The organism is Rhodococcus sp. NS-SX18, assembly GCF_057367935.1.
This window is the reverse complement of record NZ_CM170633.1, coordinates 4,465,272-4,486,319: the sequence shown is the minus strand read 5'-3', so window position 1 is coordinate 4,486,319 and position 21,048 is coordinate 4,465,272. Positions and strand designations below refer to the sequence as shown.

Annotated in this window: 20 protein-coding genes and 1 tRNA gene; 12 read left to right on the top strand and 9 right to left on the bottom strand. The window is 70.1% G+C overall.

The genetic code is table 11. From position 1 onward, the window contains the following. Nucleotides 1-19: 19 nt before the first annotated feature. The 5 genes from AC2IPW_RS20490 to AC2IPW_RS20470 all read left to right on the top strand — a co-directional run bounded on the left by AC2IPW_RS20490 (nt 20) and on the right by AC2IPW_RS20470 (nt 4,056). Complete coding sequence (locus AC2IPW_RS20490; protein WP_486375526.1) at nt 20-340, top strand: hypothetical protein; 321 nt, start codon at nt 20-22, stop codon at nt 338-340. Beyond that, nucleotides 331-444, top strand: a complete 114-nt coding sequence (locus AC2IPW_RS20485) for a hypothetical protein (protein WP_486375525.1) — start codon at nt 331-333, stop codon at nt 442-444. The genes AC2IPW_RS20490 and AC2IPW_RS20485 overlap by 10 nt, the downstream gene beginning before the upstream one ends. A gap of 118 nt (nt 445-562) precedes the next feature. Beyond that, nucleotides 563-1,867: an MFS transporter gene (locus AC2IPW_RS20480; RefSeq protein ID WP_486377040.1), complete on the top strand. Its 1,305-nt coding sequence runs from the start codon at nt 563-565 to the stop codon at nt 1,865-1,867. After that, complete coding sequence (locus AC2IPW_RS20475) at nt 1,860-2,525, top strand: ArsR/SmtB family transcription factor (protein ID WP_450120626.1); 666 nt, start codon at nt 1,860-1,862, stop codon at nt 2,523-2,525. Before AC2IPW_RS20480 ends, AC2IPW_RS20475 begins: the two co-directional genes overlap by 8 nt. Before the next feature lie 118 nt (nt 2,526-2,643). Further along, a complete protein-coding gene (locus tag AC2IPW_RS20470; protein ID WP_486375524.1) occupies nt 2,644-4,056 on the top strand; it encodes an alkaline phosphatase PhoX in 1,413 nt (470 codons plus the stop codon). A 6-nt stretch (nt 4,057-4,062) separates the two neighbouring features. Here AC2IPW_RS20470 and AC2IPW_RS20465 read toward each other — a convergent pair whose 3' ends face one another. The 8 genes from AC2IPW_RS20465 to AC2IPW_RS20430 all read right to left on the bottom strand — a co-directional run bounded on the left by AC2IPW_RS20465 (nt 4,063) and on the right by AC2IPW_RS20430 (nt 11,302). Further along, nucleotides 4,063-4,473: a TIGR03668 family PPOX class F420-dependent oxidoreductase gene (locus AC2IPW_RS20465; RefSeq protein ID WP_486375523.1), complete on the bottom strand. Its 411-nt coding sequence runs from the start codon at nt 4,471-4,473 to the stop codon at nt 4,063-4,065. Between the two features lie 33 nt (nt 4,474-4,506). Then, nucleotides 4,507-4,773 (bottom strand): hypothetical protein, encoded by a 267-nt coding sequence (locus AC2IPW_RS20460; RefSeq protein ID WP_450120629.1) that lies wholly within the window; start codon nt 4,771-4,773, stop codon nt 4,507-4,509. Between the two features lie 66 nt (nt 4,774-4,839). Further along, on the bottom strand, nt 4,840-6,780 hold the full coding sequence (gene ftsH, locus AC2IPW_RS20455; protein WP_486375522.1) for an ATP-dependent zinc metalloprotease FtsH: 1,941 nt from the start codon (nt 6,778-6,780) through the stop codon (nt 4,840-4,842). 178 nt (nt 6,781-6,958) lie between these two features. Then, nucleotides 6,959-7,306 (bottom strand): hypothetical protein, encoded by a 348-nt coding sequence (locus AC2IPW_RS20450; RefSeq protein ID WP_237211358.1) that lies wholly within the window; start codon nt 7,304-7,306, stop codon nt 6,959-6,961. A gap of 14 nt (nt 7,307-7,320) precedes the next feature. Further along, complete coding sequence (locus AC2IPW_RS20445) at nt 7,321-7,536, bottom strand: hypothetical protein (protein WP_486375521.1); 216 nt, start codon at nt 7,534-7,536, stop codon at nt 7,321-7,323. A gap of 263 nt (nt 7,537-7,799) precedes the next feature. Beyond that, nucleotides 7,800-9,158, bottom strand: coding sequence for an MFS transporter (locus AC2IPW_RS20440; protein WP_486375520.1), 1,359 nt, complete (start codon nt 9,156-9,158; stop codon nt 7,800-7,802). A 145-nt stretch (nt 9,159-9,303) separates the two neighbouring features. Continuing rightward, nucleotides 9,304-10,356 carry a beta-keto acid cleavage family enzyme gene (locus tag AC2IPW_RS20435; protein ID WP_234574800.1) on the bottom strand — a complete coding sequence of 351 codons (1,053 nt, stop codon included), beginning with the start codon at nt 10,354-10,356 and terminating at the stop codon, nt 9,304-9,306. 49 nt (nt 10,357-10,405) lie between these two features. Beyond that, on the bottom strand, nt 10,406-11,302 hold the full coding sequence (locus AC2IPW_RS20430) for a TauD/TfdA dioxygenase family protein (RefSeq protein ID WP_486375519.1): 897 nt from the start codon (nt 11,300-11,302) through the stop codon (nt 10,406-10,408). Nucleotides 11,303-12,029: 727 nt separating this feature from the next. Here AC2IPW_RS20430 and AC2IPW_RS20425 point away from each other — a divergent pair. The 7 genes from AC2IPW_RS20425 to AC2IPW_RS20395 all read left to right on the top strand — a co-directional run bounded on the left by AC2IPW_RS20425 (nt 12,030) and on the right by AC2IPW_RS20395 (nt 20,731). Further along, complete coding sequence (locus AC2IPW_RS20425; protein ID WP_054371221.1) at nt 12,030-13,175, top strand: acyl-CoA dehydrogenase family protein; 1,146 nt, start codon at nt 12,030-12,032, stop codon at nt 13,173-13,175. Nucleotides 13,176-13,386: 211 nt separating this feature from the next. Then, nucleotides 13,387-14,907 carry a long-chain-fatty-acid--CoA ligase gene (locus tag AC2IPW_RS20420; RefSeq protein WP_289378236.1) on the top strand — a complete coding sequence of 507 codons (1,521 nt, stop codon included), beginning with the start codon at nt 13,387-13,389 and terminating at the stop codon, nt 14,905-14,907. Continuing rightward, the gene (locus tag AC2IPW_RS20415; RefSeq protein WP_486375518.1) at nt 14,904-16,610 is read left to right on the top strand and encodes a PHA/PHB synthase family protein; all 1,707 of its coding nucleotides are present in this window, start codon (nt 14,904-14,906) and stop codon (nt 16,608-16,610) included. Before AC2IPW_RS20420 ends, AC2IPW_RS20415 begins: the two co-directional genes overlap by 4 nt. A gap of 20 nt (nt 16,611-16,630) precedes the next feature. Further along, nucleotides 16,631-17,083: a MaoC family dehydratase gene (locus tag AC2IPW_RS20410; protein WP_416061787.1), complete on the top strand. Its 453-nt coding sequence runs from the start codon at nt 16,631-16,633 to the stop codon at nt 17,081-17,083. Beyond that, on the top strand, nt 17,080-17,904 hold the full coding sequence (locus tag AC2IPW_RS20405) for an alpha/beta fold hydrolase (protein ID WP_289378233.1): 825 nt from the start codon (nt 17,080-17,082) through the stop codon (nt 17,902-17,904). Before AC2IPW_RS20410 ends, AC2IPW_RS20405 begins: the two co-directional genes overlap by 4 nt. 186 nt (nt 17,905-18,090) lie before the next feature. Beyond that, nucleotides 18,091-19,125, top strand: coding sequence for an AraC family transcriptional regulator (locus tag AC2IPW_RS20400; RefSeq protein ID WP_450120636.1), 1,035 nt, complete (start codon nt 18,091-18,093; stop codon nt 19,123-19,125). Between the two features lie 448 nt (nt 19,126-19,573). Continuing rightward, entirely contained in the window at nt 19,574-20,731 is a 1,158-nt protein-coding gene (locus AC2IPW_RS20395; RefSeq protein WP_486375517.1) for a YeiH family protein, read from the top strand. Nucleotides 20,732-20,823: 92 nt separating this feature from the next. On the opposite strand, the gene AC2IPW_RS20390 is transcribed toward AC2IPW_RS20395, so the two are convergent. Continuing rightward, a tRNA-Gly gene (locus AC2IPW_RS20390) sits at nt 20,824-20,894 on the bottom strand. Nucleotides 20,895-21,048 lie beyond the last annotated feature (154 nt).

The following is a 21,048-nucleotide window of genomic DNA, read 5'->3' as shown; positions in this document are numbered from 1 at the left end:
TCTCGGGCACAGCAGTGTGATGCTGCCGGCGACACTGGCGGTCGTCGCCGGGATCGGGTCGGTCACCGGTCTGCTGGCGGGCGAGGGTACGACGGCCACGGTCCTGGGGGCCTTCGGTGCTGCCGTGGCGGGCGTCTTCCTGCTGCTCGTCGCCGGTGTCAACGCGGTCGCGCTGCGCGGCACGCTCGCCGCCCGCCGGTCCGGCACCGACGAGGTGCACTCGTCCGCGGCGGCCCGGGTCCTGTCCGCACCGCTGCGCCGGGTGCGCCACCCCGCCACGTCTACGTGCTGGGGTTCCTGTTCGGTCTCGGTTTCGACACCGCCTCCTCGGTGGGTCTGATCGCGCTTGCGGTGACGGCGAGTCTCTCAGGCGCCGCCACCTGGCTGGTGCTGTGCCTGCCGCTGTGCTTCGCGGCCGGGATGACCGCCGTCGACGGGGCGTGAACCTCGCCCACGCGGGATGGTGGCTCGCGGCAGAGGCACCCGGGTACATTCCATAATTCCGTAGAATGTTGTAACGGTACGTCCCGACAGGTCCCGGAAGGCGCTCGTGAACACCTCCATGCCCCCCACCACCCCGCTCGATCAGCAGATCGGACTGGGCCTGCGCCGCAACCTCGCCCAGTTCACGCTGCTGGTGGTCGTCAACGCGCTCGTCGGCGGCATGCTCGGCCAGGAACGCACCGTGCTGCCGCTGCTCGCCGAGGAGGAGTTCGGCATCCGCGCCTACACCGCCGGGTTGTCGTTCATCCTCGTCTTCGGGCTGTCGAAGGCGATCACCAACTACTTCGCCGGCACCTTCTCCGACCGGTACGGGCGCAAACCGGTGCTCGTCACCGGCTGGCTGGTCGCCCTCCCGGTACCGCTGCTGCTGATCTGGGCACCCTCGTGGGGCTGGGTGATCTTCGCCAACGTGCTGCTCGGCATCAGCCAGGGACTGACCTGGTCCACCACCGTGGTGATGAAGATCGACCTCGTCGGCCCGGCCCGGCGGGGATTCGCGATGGGACTGAACGAGGCCGCCGGGTACGCCGCGGTCGCCGCGACCGCGCTGGCCACCGGCTACCTGGCCGAGGTCTACAGTCTGCGGCCCGCGCCGTTCCTGCTCGGCATCGCCTTCGCGGCCCTCGGCCTGGGACTGTCCACCCTCGCCGTGAAGGAGACCCGCGAACACGCGCGTCTCGAAGCCGTCGGCCACGTCGCCCGCGCCGACGGACGCCACGACCACCTGCACGACAAGCTCACCGACCGGCAGGTGCTCGTCCAGACCAGCTTCAAGGAACCGGCCCTGTCCTCGGCCAGCCAGGCCGGGCTGGTCAACAACCTCAACGACGGACTCGCGTGGGGGCTGTTCCCGATCCTGTTCGCCGCGGCCGGCCTGTCCGTCGGCCGGATCGGCGTCCTCGCGGCGCTGTACCCGGCCGTGTGGGGAGTCGGTCAGCTGGTCACCGGGGCGCTGTCGGACCGGTGGGGCCGCAAGTGGATGATCGTCGCCGGCATGTGGTTGCAGGCGCTCGCTCTGGCCGTCATCGCCGTCTCGGACTCTTTCCTGCCGTGGGCGATCGCCGCGGCCGCGCTCGGTGCGGGCACCGCGCTGGTCTACCCGACCCTGCTGGCCTCGATCGGCGACGTCGCCCATCCCGCCTGGCGGGCCAGGTCCGTGGGCGTGTACCGGCTCTGGCGCGACGGCGGCTTCGCCGCCGGCGCCCTGCTGGCCGGTATCGTCGCCGACGCGTTCGGCATCCACGCCGCCGTGTGGGTCGTGGCCACGCTGACCGCCCTGTCCGGACTGATCGTCGCGGTGCGCATGTACGAAACGCACCCCCGGCCCACCCGCACCCCACAGGAGGGACCCACCCGTGGCTGACCGAGCCGCCAAGGGCGCGCTGTACACCGAGTTCGCCGCCGTCGGCAAGGTGCTCGGCAACCCCGCACGCCTGGAACTGCTCGACCTGCTCGCGCAGGGACCGCGCAGCGTCGACGAGCTCGCCACTGCCGCCGCCCTCGGCGTGAGCACCTGCTCGGCGCACCTGCAGACCCTGCGCGGGGCCGGGCTGGTGCGGTCCCGCCGCGACGGCAAACGCATCTTCTACTCGCTCGCCGGGGACGACGTTGCCGAACTGTGGGACACCCTGCGCCGCGTGGCCCAGCGGCACCGCCCGCACACCGAACTCGCCCGGCGCGCCTACCTCGGCCCGGACGACACCACCGCCGTCGACACCGAGGAACTGCTGCACCGCCTCGCGACGGGCGAGGTGGTCCTGCTCGACGTGCGGCCCGCCGCCGAGTACGCCGCGGGGCACCTGCCGGGCGCACTGCACGTGCCACTGGACGAGCTGACCGAGCGGCTCGCCGAACTGCCGGCGGACCGGGAGATCGTCGCCTACTGCCGCGGCCGGTACTGCGTGCTCGCCCACGACGCCGTCCGGCTGCTGCGCACCCACGGCGTGCCCGCCCGGCGCGCCGCCGACGGTGTGCTCGAGTGGCGACTCGCCGGGCTGCCCGTCGACTCCGACGTCGCCTGACCGACTCCGCGACGTTCGCCTCCGGTTCGATTCGCGGTCACCCGCCGTCCACGGAACCGGGCTTTCCGGCACCTACGGTCCGGAGGACCCGACCGCATCGATGGAGGTATCGGAAACCGTGACGACGGCACCACTGAATCGCCGGGGATTCCTCGGGCGCACCGCACTGACCGGACTCGGCGTGGCCCTCGCCGGCAGCGTCGAGGCCCTCGTCCGTCCCGGACTCGCGTCCGCAGTGCCGGGCGGGGCGATCGGCTACGGCCCGCTCGTCCCGGATCCCCAGCGCATTCTCGCTCTGCCCGTAGGCTTCTCGTACACCGTGGTGTCGCGCTCCGGGGAGACGACCCTCGACGACGGCACGCCCGTCCCCAGCGATCCCGACGCCAACGGGGTGTTCGCGCACGGCAACGGCTCCACCATCGTCACCAACCACGAGATCGGCAAGGACGAGCCGTTCGGGGTGCCCGTCGTCGACGGTCTGACCTACGACCCCGGCGCGCGCGGCGGCACCACCACCGTCACCGTGGGGCCGAACGGGCAGCGCACCGGCCAGTACGTCAGCCTCGCCGGGACCGTGAACAACTGTGCCGGCGGCATCACCCCGTGGGGCACGTGGCTGACGTGCGAGGAGACCGAGGACCGGGCCGGTTCGAAGGGATTCACGCTCGATCACGGCTACGTCTTCGAGGTCGATCCCGCGAGTCAGGACGCCAACCGCGGCAGAAGCCCGGTGCCGCTGAAGTTCCTCGGCCGGTACGCGCACGAGGCCGTCGCCGTGGACCCGGCCACCGGCGCGATCTACCTCACCGAGGACGCCGACGAGCCCAACGGCCTGTTCTACCGGTGGAGCCCTCCGCAGGGTTTCCGGGCCGGCCCGGGCGCCCTGCGTGAACTCGCCCAGTCGCCCGGCGGTGACACCGCGGGCAGCCTGCAGGCGATGGTCTGCTTCGACGGCGGCGCGCACGTGCCCGACCTGTCGCAGGCCACCGAGCCGGGTGTGCGCTACGCCGTGCAGTGGGTCGACGTTCCCGACCGCGATGCCGCCACCACCCCGGTACGCGAGCAGTTCGCCGCCGACCAGGTGACCCGCAGCCGCAAGCTCGAGGGGCAGTGGTGGGGCGACGGCGGCGCCTACTTCGTCGCCAGCTACGCCCGAACCAGCGACGGCAGCGTCGCCGAACACGACGGCCAGGTGTGGTTCTTCGATCCGGCCTCGCAGACGGTGACGCTGAAGACGCTGTTCGGGGTCAACCCCGACCCGTCCGTGGACACCGGCAACTACGACGGTCCCGACAACATCACCGTCTCGCCGTACGGCGGGGTGATCCTCGCCGAGGACGGCGACGGCATCAGCCACCTCATCGGCGTCACCGCCGAGGGCCGGCCGTTCACGATCGCGCGCAACGAACTCAACGACAGCGAGTTCTGCGGGCCGGCCTTCAGCGCCGACGGCAGGACCCTGTTCGTCAACATCCAGTCACCCGGCCTGACCCTCGCGATCACCGGGCCGTGGCGTCGCCCGATCGGCTGAGTCGCCTCACGCGGACCACGACCGCCAGCGCAGCCCGTCGATCCGGAGCACCGGTCCCGACGGGCGCGCCGCGCGGTACTGCGCGTACTTGACGGCCAGCGCGTCGAGACCGGACGAGCCGAGCTCCGAGCGTGGGTCGTGGACGGTGGCGGTGCCGTCGAGACGGATCCACCACAGCCGCGACCAGTCGTCGTCGTAGTGGTCGACGAGCACGGCCACCCGCGGGTCGTTCTCGATATTGCGCAGGCGTCGCAACCGCCGCGTCGTCTTCGGCTTGTCGTCGACGCAGGTGTAGAGCGCATCGTCGACGAGCGCGAACACGATCGGCACGAGGTGCGGCCGTCCGTCCGGCCCGGTCGTGGCCAGCCGGGCGACGCGGGCCGCGGTGACGAGAGCACGGGCGTCCACGTCGTTCACGGTAGGCCCACGCCGGGGATCAGCGCCCGGGGGTCATCTCCTCGGCCCGGGCATGCCCCGCTCGGGACCGAACCGCGAGCCCGTGAGCCCCGGGGGCACCGGCCGCCAGTTGTACAGGCTGTGCGGCGGCGGAGATTCGAGGTCGGCGCAGGCCTCCTGCGCCCAGGTCTCCGCCTCCGGGCCCGGCCCGAAGTCGATGCCGAGCGACGGATCGTGGGTGCCGATCACCCACCGGTGACCGTCGGGAGTCGCGTGGATGCGGTAGCGCCGGATCGTCGCGGGGTCGGGGAGAGGTGCCATGCAGACCGGTTTCCCCGCCGCCCGGCAAATCATGTCGGCAAGATGCGATTCCGGCCCGCGCGCCGCTCAGGTGGTGCCGAGGCGCTGCGGCCGGGCGCCGTCCGCCTCCGCCCGCAGCACGTCGAGTACGACGCCGCCGTCGACGGTCTCCTCCTCGACGAGGATCGCGGCCAGGCGGTCCAGCGCCGCCCGGTGCTGCGTCAGGAGCGCGACGGCCCGTTCCTCGGCGGCCCGCAGCAGCCGGGCGACCTCGCGGTCCACGAGCTGCTGGGTGTGTTCCGAGTAGGGCCGCACGAGGCTGCGCTCACTGGTGTCGGCATGCAGATAGTTGGGGTCGCCGGAGCCGTACCCCACCGGGCCGAACGCCTCGGACAGCCCGAATTCCCGCACCATGCGCACGGCGATGCGGGTCGCGCCGCTCAGATCGTCGGCGGCGCCCGTCGATCCCTCCCCGAACACCACGAGCTCCGCGGCCCGCCCACCGACCCGGACGGTGAGCAGATCGTTGAGATACCCCTCGCTGTAGAGGTGCCGCTCGACCTCGGGCAGCTGCTGGGTCGATCCCAGCGCCATGCCCGCGGGCAGGATCGTCACCTTCGCCACCGGGTCGGCGTGCGGGCACAGGGCCGCGAGCAACGCGTGGCCCGATTCGTGGACCGCCACCGAGGCCCGTTCCTCGGGGAGCAGGGCATTGGCGCTCTCGCGGCGCCCGAGCAGCAGGCGGTCACGCGCGGACGACAGGTCGTCGGCGCAGATGACGGTGCGGTCGTCCCGGACGGCGTTGATGGCGGCCTCGTTGACCAGGTTCGCCAGGTCCGCACCCGAGAAGCCCGGGGTGGCCCGTGCGAGCACGTTCAGGTCGACGTCGGGTCCGAGATGTTTGCCCTGCAGGTGCACCGCCAGGATCGCGGCCCGTTCCGACTGGGTGGGCAGGGGGATCACCACCGTGCGGTCGAACCGGCCCGGCCGCAGCAGGGCCGGATCGAGCGCCTCCGGACGGTTCGTCGCTGCCAGCACCACGATGCCGACGCTCTGGTCGAAGCCGTCCATCTCGGCCAGCAACTGGTTGAGCGTCTGTTCCCGCTCGTCGTTCCCGGCGTACGTCCCCACGCCGCGCTTGCTGCCGATGGCGTCGATCTCGTCGATGAAGATGATCGACGGCGGGCTCTTGCGGGCCTGCTCGAACAGGTCCCGCACGCGGGAGGCGCCGACACCGACGAACATCTCCACGAACTCGGAGCCGGTGACGGACAGGAAGCGCACCTCCGCCTCGCCCGCCACCGCGCGGGCCAGCAGCGTCTTGCCGGTGCCCGGCGGGCCGATCATCAGCACCCCGCGGGGGCCCTTCGCGCCGGCGGCCGCGTACTTCTCCGGATCCCGCAGGAAGTCGACGACCTCGCTGACCTCCTGCTTGACTCCGTCGTACCCGGCGACATCCGCGAAGCGGGTCGTCGGCCGGTTCGCCTCGATGACCCGGGCCTTCGAGCGGCCGAACGCGCCGATGCCCCCGATACCTCCGGCGCCGCCGCTGAAGGCGCGCTGCGCCCGGCGGCCGACCCACAGCAACAGCCCCGCGAACACGACGAAGGGCAGCATGCTGAGCAGAATCGCAGCCCACGGGCTGTCGTCGGTCTGTTCCGCGCTGACCTGGACCTGCTTCGCCCGCAGCTTCGCGTCGAGCCCGGCGAGGTTCAGTGCGGTCGGTAGCTGGGTGACGAATTCCGTTCCGTCCGAGAGGGTTCCGTAGGCCGATCCGCGGTCGTCGATCGTCACCTGCTGGACGGTGCCGGCGTCGACCCGGTCCACGAAGTCGCTGTAGGACAGGGTGCTCGACGTCGGGGTCTGCAGCGCCAGGGCGACCACCAGACCCCCGAGCAGGACGGCGACGGCCACCAGCTGCCACCACAGGCCCGACGACGGCGCCGGCGGAGGCGGCGGGTCCGGGGGAGGCCCCGATCGCGCCGACCGCGAGAGATGAACGGAGAAGAACCTCGTCCGCGTGATCATCCGGTGCTCCCTGACCTGTTCGTGTCGGGTCCACGGTATCCGCACGCGCGGAGCTCCTCACGCAGGTCGCCGGGATCGACAAGTGGTACGAAGAGGCGCTTGATGCGACGCATGCTGTTCGGCCCGCGGCGCTTCCTGCCTCCTTTCGAGGAGAACGCTGCCGTCGTGGGCCGGTGGGTCAGGAGTTCACCAGCTGGTGGACGCGCTGGAACGACACGCCCAGCACCTCCCCGATGTCGCGGAGGGTTGCACCGCGCGCTTGAAGTGCTCGGGCCGCTGCGACCTGCGCCGACGCTGCGCGGGCGCGTGCTTCCTCCGCGGCGTGCTGGGCCGCGTGGAATTCACGAACCGCGGCCGCCAGGTCTTCGGGCAATTCGATCTCGATCTCGATTTCGTCGACCGGCGATCCCGTCATGATGTGCACGAGGTCGGCCGCCATCTCCTTGACCTCGCGCAGGTGGCGGGCCTGGGTGGTGCGGTCCACCTCGGGCACGTGGACCGACCACCATCCGTCGTCGCGGGTCACTTGCGCGGTGTACTTCACTTCTTCCACCAGTTCTTTCCGAGCTTGACGGCGGCCTCCTTGTAGATCGCCGTCGTAGTCAGTTCCTTGATTTCGTTGTGGCGCGGGACTGGGATCACGAGGCCGTCGATGTCGACGATGGTGTGACGCCCGCCCTCGGTGACTTCGATGGGGAGGCCTGCGGACTCGGCGGCGGTGCGGAGGCGCTTCAAGATGTCCCTACGCCTCGTCACCAGCGTATTCTATTCGAACTAGACGGATCAAGTCAAGTCTGACTAGACAAAGATGCGGTGTGCTGGGCTCCACGTTCCATCGAGCAGGACGGCGACGGCCGCCAGCTGCCACCATGGGCCCGACGTCGGAACGGCGACCGTGGCGGCGAACCCCAGGGGGTTCGCCGCCACGGTCCGGGATCAGCCCTCGAGGGGGGCCGGTCGGGGCTGCGGAGCCTCGGCGCGCTCGCCGACGAGATCCGCCGCGACGGGGTGGAGAGTGGTCACTGCCCGGTTCCGGTCCGTTGCGCGGGGGCGGCGGACAGGGTGGCGAGCTTTCGGACGCCGGCGGGGTAGACGCGCTTGCCGACCAGCAGCACCGCGACCGCGCCCAGGTAGACGAGCGGCGCCAGCTGCAGAGCCTCGGCGAGACCGATCCTGTCCGCGAGGACGCCGACCACGAACGGGCCCGCGGCGAGTCCGAGGAGGCTGTTGGCCAGGGTGGTGGTGCCGAACGCCGACGCCCGCACGGTGGGGTGGGTCAGGTTGGCGACCATGGCGGTGACCGCGCCGGTGGAGCCGGCGGAGAAGAACGCCCCCAGTCCGAGCAGCACCAGCTGCGCGGTGCCGACCGGCAGCTGGAACCCGACGATCAGCAGCACTCCGGCGGCGAGGCTGATCGCGATCGCGACTGTCCACTTGCGGGCGGGGTCGATGCGGGCGATCCGGTCGGCGAAGATGCCGCAGACGATCATGCCGGCGCCGATGAGCAGCACGAAGATCGCTGCCGTCGCGGCGGCCTTGTCCGCGGCCAGCCCGTAGGAGCGGCCGAAGTAGCTCGGCAGCCACGCCATCAGGGCGGCGGCGGTGAACATCTGCAGGCCGCCACCGATGTAGGCGCACAGCACCGCAGGGTTGGTGAACAGGCTCGAGATCGGGGCACGTGCCGCGCTGCCCGGCGCGGCGGCGTCGGTGGGGTTTGCCCCGTCGTCGTCGACCGCGTGGCGGGCGAGCTTGCGCTCGCTGACCAGCGCCCAGAACAGCGCGACCAGGACCAGCCCGAAGATCGCCATCGACGCGAAGGACCAGCGCCAGGACAGCTGCACAGCGATGACCCCACCGAATGCGACGCCGATCACCGACCCGAACGAACCGCCGGCCATGAACGCACCCGAGAGGGAGGCCCGCAGCCGCGGTGCGAACACGCTGAGCACGACCGCGATACCGACGCTGCCGTAGGCGGCCTCACCGACCCCGACCAGGAATCTGGCGCCGAGCATCTGTTCGTAGGAGCCCGCCACCGCGCACAGCAGGGTCGCCACGCTCCACAACGCGGCCATCACGACAAGGCTGCGCACCCGGCCCCATCTGTCGGCCAGCATCGACAGCGGCAGGGTGAGCAACCCGACCATCAACGCGACCACGCTGTTCAGCGATGCCAGATGCGAATCCGAGAGCGCCCATTCGGCTTTCAGGAACGGAAACACCGCGCTGAGGACCTGCCGGGACATGTAGTCCGAAAGCAGCAGTCCGAAGGTGAGCGCGAACACGAGCCACGGGTAGAACCGGGACCGCCCGCTGCGGCGCGACGGCGCCGAGACAGCCGCGGACTGCTCCGGCGCGGTGGTGATGACAGACGACATGATCTTCCTAAGTCGAGGTGAGGGGACGAGCGCGAAGGTCGAGGTGGAACCGATGATGGTGACGGTGGGTGGGAAGGGGTTTCGCGCATCCGGGGGCGCGGCACCGGGTTGCGGCGTCGCGCCCACCGGGCACGCGGATGCCGCGTCAGGCGTGCTGGGTGAAGCCGCGCTGACCGGGGCGGCGGTTGGGCGCGAAGCCGATCTTGGCGAGGGTCTCCTCGGCGCCGGTGTAGTGCTCGTCGAGGCGGTAGATCTCGCGGGCCTCCTTCCCGGTGGCGACCTCACGACCGAGTTCGTTCGCGATGCGGACGAGCTGTTCGACCTGGGCGACGGAGGTCATCTTCTCGCCCTTGCGACCCCACAGGGTGTCCTCGGTGCCGCAGCGGGCGTGCAGGCCCATCGCGATGGCCATGGTGTTGACGGGCAGCACGCTGCGCATCAGGGTTTCCAGGGTGAGCACTGCGCCGTCGGGAGTGCGGCGGATGAACTCCATCATGTTGTACGGGTTGGGACCGTCGAAGCCGCCGCCGATACCGACCCAGGTCACCATCAGCGGGCCGGTGTAGACGCCGCGGCGGATCAACCGCTCGACGGTCTCGAGCTGGGCGATGTTGGCGAGCTGGAAGTGCGGCTGGATGCCGTTCGCCTGCAGCCGGCGCAGGTGCTCCTCGACCCAGGCCGGCCCGGCCGGGACGGTCATCTCCCGGTACGCCTCGTACACCTCGGGGCGCTCGAAGGAGGTGCCGGCGATGTCGTCGGCGGTCATCAGCTCGACGATGTTCATCTGGTTGGTGTTGATCGCGATGGTGACCTGGTCGGGCTTGGGGTCGAGTTCGGCGAGCATGTGGCGGGTGTCGTCGGAGAGCCACTTCGCGTCCGCGCCTTCGCCTTCGGGGGCGAACGAGATCGAGCCGCCGACCTGCAGGATCATCTCCGGCACCGCCTCGCGCAGCCGTGCCAGCAGTTCGTTGAACTTCGAGAGCCGCTTGGAACCCTTGCCGTCGAGTTCACGGACGTGGATGTGCAGCACGGTGGCGCCGGCGTTGTAGCAGTCCACCGCCTTCTGCACGTGCTCGTCCATGGTCAGTGGCAGATCCTCGGCGAAGTCGTCGATGTCCCACTCGGGGCCGTAGGGGGCGACGGTGATGACCAGCTTCTCCTGGTTCTCGGGAAACAGGGCGTCGTCGTGGAAGTGCATGGTGCTGCTCCGATCGGAGTTGTCGTGAGGGTGGGAGGGTGAGAGGGGCTCAGAAAGTGGGGTCGCCGACGATGCCGGCGCGTTCCATCTTGCGGACCGCGGGCCAATAGTCCTGCACCGCATAGTGTTGCGTGGACCGGTTGTCCCAGATGGCGACGCTGCCGGGTGTCCAGCGCCACCGCACCTGATATTCCGGGATCGCGGCCTGGCTGATCAGGTAGCGCAGCAGATCTCCGGCGCCGGGCGCGTAGTCGATCCCGAAACGGACGTTGTCGGGGGTGTGGTAGTTGACGATGTGGGTGGTGAAGGAGTTGACGAACAGGATCTTCTCGCCGGTTTCCGGATGGGTGCGCACCACTGGGTGCTCGGCGTCGGGGAACCGCCCGTGGAGCGCGTGGCGTGCTTCGACGGGCATGTTCGCGCCGAAGCTGGCCTCGATGCTGTGCCGGGCGCGCAGTCCCTCGATCCGGTCCTTCACCGACTGCGGCAGCCGCGCGTAGGCCTGCACCATGTTCACCCAGATGGTGTCGCCGCCGACCGGCGGGATCTCCACGGCGCGCAGCACCGAACCCATCGGAGGGTTCACCCGCCACGTGGCGTCGCAGTGGTAGGCGTTCTCGTAGTGCTCGGGCGGGCTGTCGAGGTCCTTGTAGATCCGCACCAGTCCGGGATGGTCGGGGTCGCTGCCGGCCACCGGGTGATCCTCGAGCGGGCCGAACCGCTCGGCCAGGGCGACGTGCTCGGCACGGGTGATGTCCTGGTCGCGGAAGAACAGCACCTTGTGCTCGAGCAGCAGGGCCTGCAGCTCGGCGAACAGCGCGTCGTCGCGGGACACCTCCCCCAGGTTCACGTCGAACAGCTCCGCGCCGATCGTGGCGGTCAATGGCTCGACCCGGAACGGGGTCACCGTTCGGGCCCGCCGGGGCGTCTCGCTCGTGACAGACATTTCTTTGTCTCCTAGAAGAATTGGGGTGGAGTACGGTGTCGGGTGGCCGCCGACATCGATGGGCGCCGCCATCGCGTCCGGGCCGGCCGGTGGATCGCTCATGGAAACGAACGATGTGTGCCCCGCGGATCTCTCTCGTCGGTCCCGGACCCTGCGCGTCCTGACGGCTACTTGATCGAAAAATCCTGAGGTGTAACAGTATTCACGCTCAAGCGGTTGCGTCGGTTCGGGTTGTGGGGTCGGTCACCGGCCTGCTCCTCTTGTGATGGACCTAACATTACCCGCACATTCCCGGTATTACTTCTCTTGGTGGGACATCAACTATTCACTTCGAGACGTCGGGTTCGATTGCGTCCGGATCGACGGGTCTGAGATGCCGACATCGCTTCCCTGGCACTGTGGAGGGCGTAGTACGGGGCGGTGTCGGTCGATCGCGCCGACGGGGGGCTGCAGGGTGCGCGTCGGAGTCGTGCGGCATACAGTGCCGTCGGCGCAGGAACGCGCCTGTCCCGATCTGAACAGTTTGCCGACCCGGTGGGATAAGTGCGACGAGGGCGGTTCGGCTACTGTGAAGTCGCAACCCCGAAGACCCGCATGGGTTCTCGATCGAATCCCGCACTCGACGGGGCCGCATCACCAGCCCCGGGATCGTCGATGTCGCCGGCAGGCGCAGCTACCTGCCCGGCGTGCTCGGACGCCACCGTCGCCACCCCCACCAGGAAGACCGATGACCAGGACCATCTACGCCGCCGACCACCTCGCCTTTCGTGACACGGTCCGTGATTTCACGCAACGCCATTTGATTCCGGAGCACGAGCGGATCATCGAGCAGCGGTTCATCGACCGCGAGATCTGGATCGAGGCGGGCAAGCTCGGCCTACTCGGTTTGGAGGTACCCGAACAGTACGGAGGCAGCGCGGCAGGGGACTACCGGTTCAACGCGGTGGTGGGGGAGGAACTCTCGCGGGTGAGTGCGGCGATCGCGTCGAGTTTCGGAATCCACTACGACATCGTGGCGCCGTATCTGGTGGAGCTGACCACCGAAGAACAGAAGCAGCGGTGGCTGCCGGGGTTCTGTACCGGTGAACTGGTCGCAGCAATCGCGATGACCGAACCTGCCGCGGGATCGGACCTGGCCGGGCTGAAGACCACGGCCCGCCGCGACGGGGACGACTGGATCCTCAACGGTTCCAAGACGTTCATCACCAACGGTTACCACGCCGACCTGGTGATCGTGGCAGCGAAGACGAGCCCGGAGAAGAAGGCCAAGGGCATCACCCTGTTTGCGGTCGAGACCGGTATGGCGGGCTTCGAACGGGGCCGCAAGCTGGACAAGGTCGGTCAACCCGAGTCCGACACTGCCGAGTTGTTCTTCACCGACGTCCGGGTCCCCGCGGCGAACGTGATCGGCGAGGTCGACAGCGGGTTCGCGCACATGATGCGAATGCTGCCGCAGGAGCGGATCTGCGCGGCGGTATCGAATCTCGCGCACGCCGAGGCGATCCTGGGCGAGACTCTGGACTATGCCCGGGAGCGCAGGGCGTTCGGCCAGGCGATCGGTTCGTTCCAGTACAACAAGTTCCTGTTCGCCGAACTGGTCACCACGCTCGAGGTGGCACAGGCATTCGTCGATCGGTGCGTGCAGGCGCATACGGAAGGCCGGCTGACCGCGGTGGACGCCGCGAAGGCCAAGTGGTGGAGCTCGCAGGTGCAGAACCAGATTCTGGACAGTTGCGTGCAACTGCACGGCGGCTACGGGTTCATGAACGAATACCGGGTCGCGCGGGCATGGAAGGACGCGCGGGTCACCAAGATCTGGGCCGGGTCCAACGAGATCATGAAGGAGATCATCGGACGGGATCTCGGGCTGTGAACACCGGCGCGCCGACCGCTCGTCCGAACGAACCCAGGGGGTGGTTCGCCCTGTCGACACCCATCCCGCCCGCCGCTGCACGCACGGCGTGGCTGACCGGGGTGCTCGGCTCCATCCGCTGGGCTCCGGCGCTGTGCGTGCCCCTCCCGCGCCCGCAAGGACACCCCAGCCGACAACGACCCGTTCTCGAATCACACCGGAGACCCACCACATGACCAACCTCAGTGACAACCTTGTCTTCTCGGCGCGTAACTACCCCGGCAAGACCGCGCTGCGGTGCGGCGAGGACACGCTGTCGTTCGCGGAGTTCGACGCGGCCGCCGCACGGGTAGCCACCCTGCTCGAACGGGCCGGGATCGCACCCGGTGACCGGGTCGCGGTGATGCTGCCCAACACCGCGGCGTTCGCGATCGTGTTCTACGGCATTCTGCGTCGCGGGGCGGTCGCGGTGCCGATGAACCCGCTGCTGAAGGCCCGCGAGATCGAGTTCTTCCTGACGAACACCGCCGCGGCGGCGCTGTTCGCGACCCCGGTGTTCGCCGAGGAGGCCCGCGCTGCGGCCGATGTGGCCGACGCCCGGTTGTGGCTGGTGGACGACGACGCCCTCGCCCGGCTGATCGCCGACCTGCCTGCGCAGGCCGCCCCGGTGACGCGGGCGGGTGAGGACACCGCGGTGATCCTGCACACCTCGGGCACCACCGGCAAGCCCAAGGGCGCCGAACTCACCCACGCCGGACTGGCCGGCAATGCCGAGGTGACCGCCCGCACCCTGATCCAGATCGGCGCCGACGACGTGGTGATGGGCGCACTGCCGCTGTTCCACGTCTTCGGGCTCACGTGCGGGCTCAACGCCTCGGTCCTCGTCGGGGCCATGCTCACCCTGGTGCCGCGGTTCGACCCGCGGACCGCGCTCGAGGTGATCGCCCGCGACCGGGTCACCGTCTTCGAGGGCGTGCCGACGATGTACGCCGCGATGCTGGGTGTCGCAGAGGAATTCGACGCGGCGGCGACGGCGAGCCTGCGAGTGTGCGTGTCCGGCGGTGCGTCGTTGCCGGTGGCGGTTCTCGAGGACTTCGAGCGGACCTTCGACGCGGTGATCCTGGAAGGATACGGACTGTCGGAAACCTCGCCGGTCGCCTCGTTCAACCACCCGAACCGCGTCCGCAAGGCGGGCTCGATCGGCACCCCGATCGAGGGGGTGCGGATGCGCGTGGTGGACGGCGCCGGTGTCGAGGTCGAGGCCGACCAACCGGGTGAGATCCAGATCGCGGGACCGAACGTGATGAAGGGTTACTGGAACCTGCCCGAGGCGACCGCGGCCGCGATCGACGCCGCCGGGTGGTTCTCCACCGGCGACATCGGCCGGATCGACACCGACGGCTACTTCTACATCGTGGACCGCAAGAAGGACCTCATCATCCGCGGTGGGTTCAATGTCTACCCCCGCGAGGTCGAGGAGGTCGTCTACGAGCACCCTGCCGTGGCGGCGGCCGCGGTGGTCGGCATCCCGCACGACAGCCTCGGCGAGGAGATCGGCGCCGCGGTCACGCTCAGGGCCGGCACGAGCGCCGACCCCGTCGAGATCGTCGAATTCGTCAAGCAGCGGGTCGCCGCCTACAAGTATCCGCGCCACGTATGGATCCTCGACTCCCTCCCGCAAGGACCCACCGGCAAGATCCTGCGCCGCGACATCACCATCCCCACATTCGAAAGCAGCAGCAACCGAGCATGACCACCCCCACCATCACCGAGACCGTGCACCGCTCCGACGAGCCCGCCGCGCCGCTTGACCTGCTGCTGGCCGGCTCGGCCCGCGGCCTGGCCGGCCGGATGCTCCCCGACCGAGGCTGGGCCCGGCTCGCGGGCAAGCTGGCCACCCGCCCCGGCACGCTCGCGCACCGCGGCGGCACCCTGGCCAGGGAGCTCGCCGCCGTCGCCACCGGCCGCGTCGACCGCGCACCCGCCAAGGGCGACAAGCGATTCGCCGACCCGGCCTGGCAGCACAACCCGTGGTTGCGCCGCAGCATGCAGGCCTACCTCGCCACCGCCGACACCGCCTATGCCCTGCTCGCCGAGGCCGACCTGGACTGGCGCGACACCGAACGGCTGCGGTTCGTGCTCGACAACCTCGTCGAGGGCCTCGCGCCGAGCAACAATCCGCTGCTCAACCCGCTCGGATGGAAGGCGCTGATCGACACCGGTGGACTGTCCGCGCTGCGCGGGGCGCGTGCATTCGCCCGCGACATGGCCACCAAGCCGCGGGTGCCCGCCATGGTCGAACCCGGTGCCTACACCCTCGGCGAGACCGTCGCAGTCACACCCGGGGCGGTGGTGCTGCGGACCCCGGTGTTCGAGCTGATCCAGTACGCGCCGCAAACCGCCACCGTGCACGAGGTGCCGCTGCTGATGGTGCCGCCGGTGATCAACAAGTACTACATCACCGACATCGCCCCCGGCCGCAGCATGATCGAGTACTTCGTCGCCCGGGGCCAGCAGGTGTTCACCATCTCCTGGCGCAACCCTCACGCAGAACATCGGGACTGGGACCTCGACACGTACGTCACAGCGATAATCGAGGCGATGGACGCCGTCCAGGCGATCGCCGGGACCGACCGCACGCACCTGCAAGGCAGCTGTTCGGGCGGGATCCTGGCCGCGACGACCGCCGCGTACCTGGCTGCCACCGGGCACGGCGACCGCGTTGCCGGACTGACCCTGGCGGTGACCGTGCTCGACCAGGCGCGAGCCGGGTTCGCAGCCGCCGCCCTCGACGAACGCACCGCCGCGACCGCAATCGAACGCTCGCAGTCCAGGGGCTACCTGGACGGGGACGAGCTGGCCGAGGTGTTCGCCTGGCTGCGCCCGACCGACCTGGTGTGGCGCTACTGGGTCAACAACTATCTGCAGGGCCGCCCGCCCGCGCCGTTCGACGTGCTGCACTGGAACGCCGACACCACCCGCATGGCCGCCGGCCTGCACCGCGACCTGGTCCGCATCGGCGTCACCAACGCGCTGGCCGCCCCCGGCTCGATGGAGCTGTCGGGTACCCCGATCGACCTCGGCGCGGTCACCGCCGACGCATATGTGATCGGCGGTATCGCCGACCACATATCGCCGTGGCAGGGCTGCTACCGCAGCGCCGCTCTGCTCGGCGGTGCCGACACCCGGTTCGTGCTCTCCACCAGCGGGCACGTCGCCGCGCTGGTCAATCCACCCGGAAATCCCAAGGCGTCCTTCCGGGTCGGGCCCGTCGACGCGGACACCCCGGAGCAGTGGCTCGACCGCGCGGAGGTCACCCGAGACTCCTGGTGGCCCGACTACGCCGCCTGGCTCGCCGCACGCAGCGGCCCCACCGTTCCTGCACCCGCCGCCGTCGGCGGTGCCACCCACTCCCCGCTCGACGCCGCTCCCGGCACCTACGTCCACCACAGCTGACCCACCCAGGAGGCCACATCATGACCACCACACTCGACAACCCGCGGGCGCTGCTCGATCTGGTCGGGCGCGAGCTCGGCCGCACCGACTGGCGCGAGATCACCCAGGAACAGGTGGGCCGGTTCGCCGACGCCACCGGAGACCACCAATGGATCCACACCGAGCCCGACCGGGCCGCGGCCGGACCGTTCGGCACCACCATTGCTCACGGCTACCTCACCCTGTCGCTGACACCGATCGTGCTCGCCGAGGTACTCGCCTTCGACGACCTCGGTATGGCAGTGAACTACGGGACGAACAAGGTCCGGTTTCCTGCACCGGTCCCGGTCGCATCGGAACTGCGCGCCACGGTCACCCTCACCGCCGCGGCGGAGAAGCCCGCCGGCATCGAGGCAGTGTTCACCCTCACCTACGAGATCCGGGGCGGGGTGCGGCCGGTGTGCGTCGCCGAGGTCGTCATCGTCTACCGATGACCGACGACGCTCGTACCACGCGGCACGAGATCGCCGTGGGCCGGCAACGCATCCGGGTCCACGTCCGGCACGGGTTCGGAGTGCCGCTGGTGCTGTGCAACGGGATCGGCGCCGGGCTCGAGGTGCTCGACCCCTTCGTCGCCGCCCTCGATCCGGCCGCCACGATCGTCCGGTTCGACGTCCCCGGCGCCGGGGCGTCGCCGCCCTCGTTCGCGCCCTACGGGTTCGGTTACCTCGCGCGGCTCCTGGGGCGGGTGCTCGACCGGCTCGGCATCGGCACGGTGGACGTGCTCGGCTTGTCCTGGGGCGGGGCGCTGGCCCAGCAGTTCGCCTTCCAGAACCCGCGCCGGTGCCGGCGTCTCGTGCTCGTCGCCACTGCCACCGGGGCGCTCATGGTGCCGGGACACCCCCGGGTGCTCGCCAAGATGCTCACCGGTCGCCGGTTCACCGACCCCGGCCGTGCCGCGGCGATCGCCGGCCGGATCTACGGCGGCACCGCGGCAGAGCACAGTCACGACATCGCTGCCCTCTTCGGCGCCCAGGCCCGGACCGGATCGGCGATCGGCTACCTGCACCAGTTGCTCGCCGGCGCCGTGTGGACCAGCCTGCCGCTGCTTCCCGCCATCCGCCAGCCCACCCTGATCGTCGCCGGCACCGACGATCCCATCGTCCCGATCGCCAACGCCCACATCCTGCACCGACTGCTGCCGCACGCCACCCTGCACCGGCACGCCGGCGGGCACATCGAACTGATCACCGACGCGGCCCGACTCGCCCCGGTCATCGAGGCCTTCCTCCGCGAACCCGGACGACGGCCATGACGATCGTCGACGCATGCCACCGTCCGCCCGGGCTGCGGACCAGCCTCCGATGCGCCCGGTGCTCGTGGTTCTCGATGCTCCCGCCGACCATTTCGATCACTACCTGCCCGGGCGTGTCGCGACCCGGGCCGGCGTATCTTGAGGTGACCTAGGTTGTTCCCTCTGGGACGGGATGTGGGGTCGGACATGAAGCCGTTGGCCCGCTACGCCGCCATCACCGGGTATGCCGACCTGTGCGCGTCGCTGGGAATGGACCCCACGCCGTTGCTGCGCAGCGTCGGGCTCGATCCCACCGGTTTGGGGTTGCCGGACCGGTGGATCCCCGCCGTCGCGATCGCGCGTCTGCTGGAACGTTCGGCGGCCGCGGCCCGCTGCCCCGACTTCGGGCTGCGGCTCGTCGAGCGACGGCGCTTCGCCAGCCTCGGCCCGGTGAGTCTGGTCCTCCGGGAGGAACCCGACGTCCGCAGCGCGCTGAAGTTCCTGATGCGCTATCAGCACATGTACAACGAGGCCCTGCGGATGCGGTTGGTCGAGGCCGAGGACGTGGCGACCATCCGGGTGACGCTCGAGCTGGGCGAGCCCGCCGACACCCGGCAGGCCATGGAACTGGTGATGGGGGTCCTGCACGGGCTGTTGCGCGATTTCCGCGGCGGCCGCTGGCAGCCACTGGCGGTCTGCTTCACCCACCTCGCCCCCGAGAACACCAGCACCCACCTCGAGGTGTTCGGACCCATGGTCAAGTTCGACCAGGAGTTCACCGGAATCGTCCTCTACACAAGCGATCTCGATGCGCCCAACGCCATGTCGGGTCCCTCCATCGGTCCGTATGCGCGCCGGTACCTCGACACCCTCGATACCCGGCCCGAGGCGATGCTCGTCACCCGGGTGCGCGAGCTGATCGAACTGCTGCTGCCCACCGGGCGATGCTCGGTCGAACAGGTCGCCCGCAGCCTCGGGGTGGACCGGCGTACCGTGCACCGTCACCTCGCCGAGGCGGGGCAGAACTACACCGCGGTGCTCAATGCCACCCGCGTGGACCTGGCCGAACACCTCGTCGCCGGTCGGCGCTACTCGCTCACCGAGGTGGCGGACCTGCTCGGTTTCTCCTCCCCGAGCAACTTCTCCCGCTGGTTCAGCAACGAATTCGGCTGCAGCCCGAGGCAATGGCGTGCCGAACACCGGATCGATGCCGGCGTCGGAGCCGGGGGCGTGCCGGTATGAGACCGAACTCCCGGACCGACGGATGCGCGTGTCTTCCCGAGGCACTTCGGACCGGCGACGTGTCCCCACTCTGATCCGCACCGCCTCCTGACCTCACGCCGATCCCACCGGCGGTGTGTGGCGTCGTGGATCGGCGTGGTCCGGAAGTCGGGGTTCGGGAACGTCGCGTCCCACATGGAACAGATCGTGTCCCGACGGGAACAGTATGCCGTGCCGGATCCGGATACCGTGAGGTACGTCGCATTCGAGGTCCTGCAAGGACAGCTCTCGGCGGGGTCGCTCGACGTGGCCCGCTCGATCGCGGCGCCGTTCATCGCAGCCGCCGGTCGTCGCGATGGGTCCGTGACGAACCGGCAGATCTCGCTCACCGAGCGAGGACGACGAACCGGCCACAGGCCGAAGACCCCGGCCGGGCCGGGTTCTCGCGCCGATACGTGGAAGAAAGAGAGTGTGCAGCGTGCAGGGTGCCATCGCGGCCGCGGAGACCGACCGCAGAGATCCCGACCACGACACGTCGGCCGGGCCGGCCACGCGCCCGGTTGCCGGGCCGGGACGCAACGGCGGCCGCGGCACGGGCATCACCCGGCACGTCTCGCTCGAACGTGCGCGTGCATCGCTACCCGGACTGGTGTTGTCTGCCGCCGCGGCCGCAGTGGCCGTGGTCGCGGCACGCTTGCTCGGCGGGATCAGCCCGCTGCTGATCGCGATCCTGCTCGGCGCAGCGGTCGCGAATGTGAGGACCCTGCCGGCGGTCTTCGAACCGGGTGTGACCGTCGCATCGCGGCGGCTGCTCCGCATCGGAGTCGCGCTGCTCGGTCTGCAACTGCTGCTCCCGAACGTGCTGGCACTGGGGTGGGGGACGCTCGCGGTGGTCGCTGCCGTGGTCGGCCTCGGCATCGCCGGGTCGATGGTGCTCGGCAGGTTGCTCGGGATCGGCTGGACGCAACGGCTGCTGATCGCCTGCAGCTTCTCGATCTGCGGTGCCGCCGCCGCGGCCGCGGTCGACGGAGTGGTGAACGCGCGCAAACGGGAACTGGTGACCACGGTCGCGCTGGTCGTCGTCTTCGGCACCGTGATGATTCCGGCTCTTCCCGCGGCTGCGGCCGCCCTGGGCCTGGACTCGACTCAGGCAGGGATGTGGGCCGGCGCCGCGATCCACGAGGTGGCGCAGGTGGTCGCTGCCGGCGGCGCGCTCGACGCGGGTTCGTCGGCCGCGGCGGTGGGCGGCGGTGCCCTGGCCATTGCGGTGACGGTCAAGCTGGCGCGGGTGGCGCTGCTGGCGCCGGTGGTCGCCTGGATCGGGGTGGCGTCACGACGCCGCACCGCCGCGCCCACACAGACGAAGCGACCGCCCCTGGTGCCGCTGTTCCTGATCGGATTCCTCGCCTGCGTGGCGGTGCGGGCCACCGGGGTTCTCGGACCGGCGTGGCTCGATGCCGCGCGCGTGACCCAGACCGCGCTGCTCACCGCCGCGATGTTCGCCCTCGGCACCGGGGTCCGGCTGTCCGTGTTGCGTGGTGTCGGGTGGCGGCCTTTCGCTCTCGCCGCCGGCTCCACGATCCTCGTCGTCGCGATCGCACTCATCGGAGTTCTGCTGGTCGGCTAGGCCGTGCATCTGCACGCGGGGCATGCGCCGAGTCCGACCGACGACGAAGGGCCCCGGCTGCGCACAGTACGCCGGCCGGGGCCCTTCTGGAGAGCCGATGACGGGAATCGAACCCGCGTATTCAGCTTGGGAAGCTGATGTTCTACCATTGAACTACATCGGCACGCTGGGCTTTTGCCGATTTCTCGGCTTCGTCCCAAGCTCGTCGCACACTGTAGCAGACTCCGCGCGGCCGTTGTCACACCGACCGGGATGGTCCCGCGTCGAGCGGGCCGTGGTTGCGGCAAACGCCGAGTGGCGACGTCCGAAACCACCCG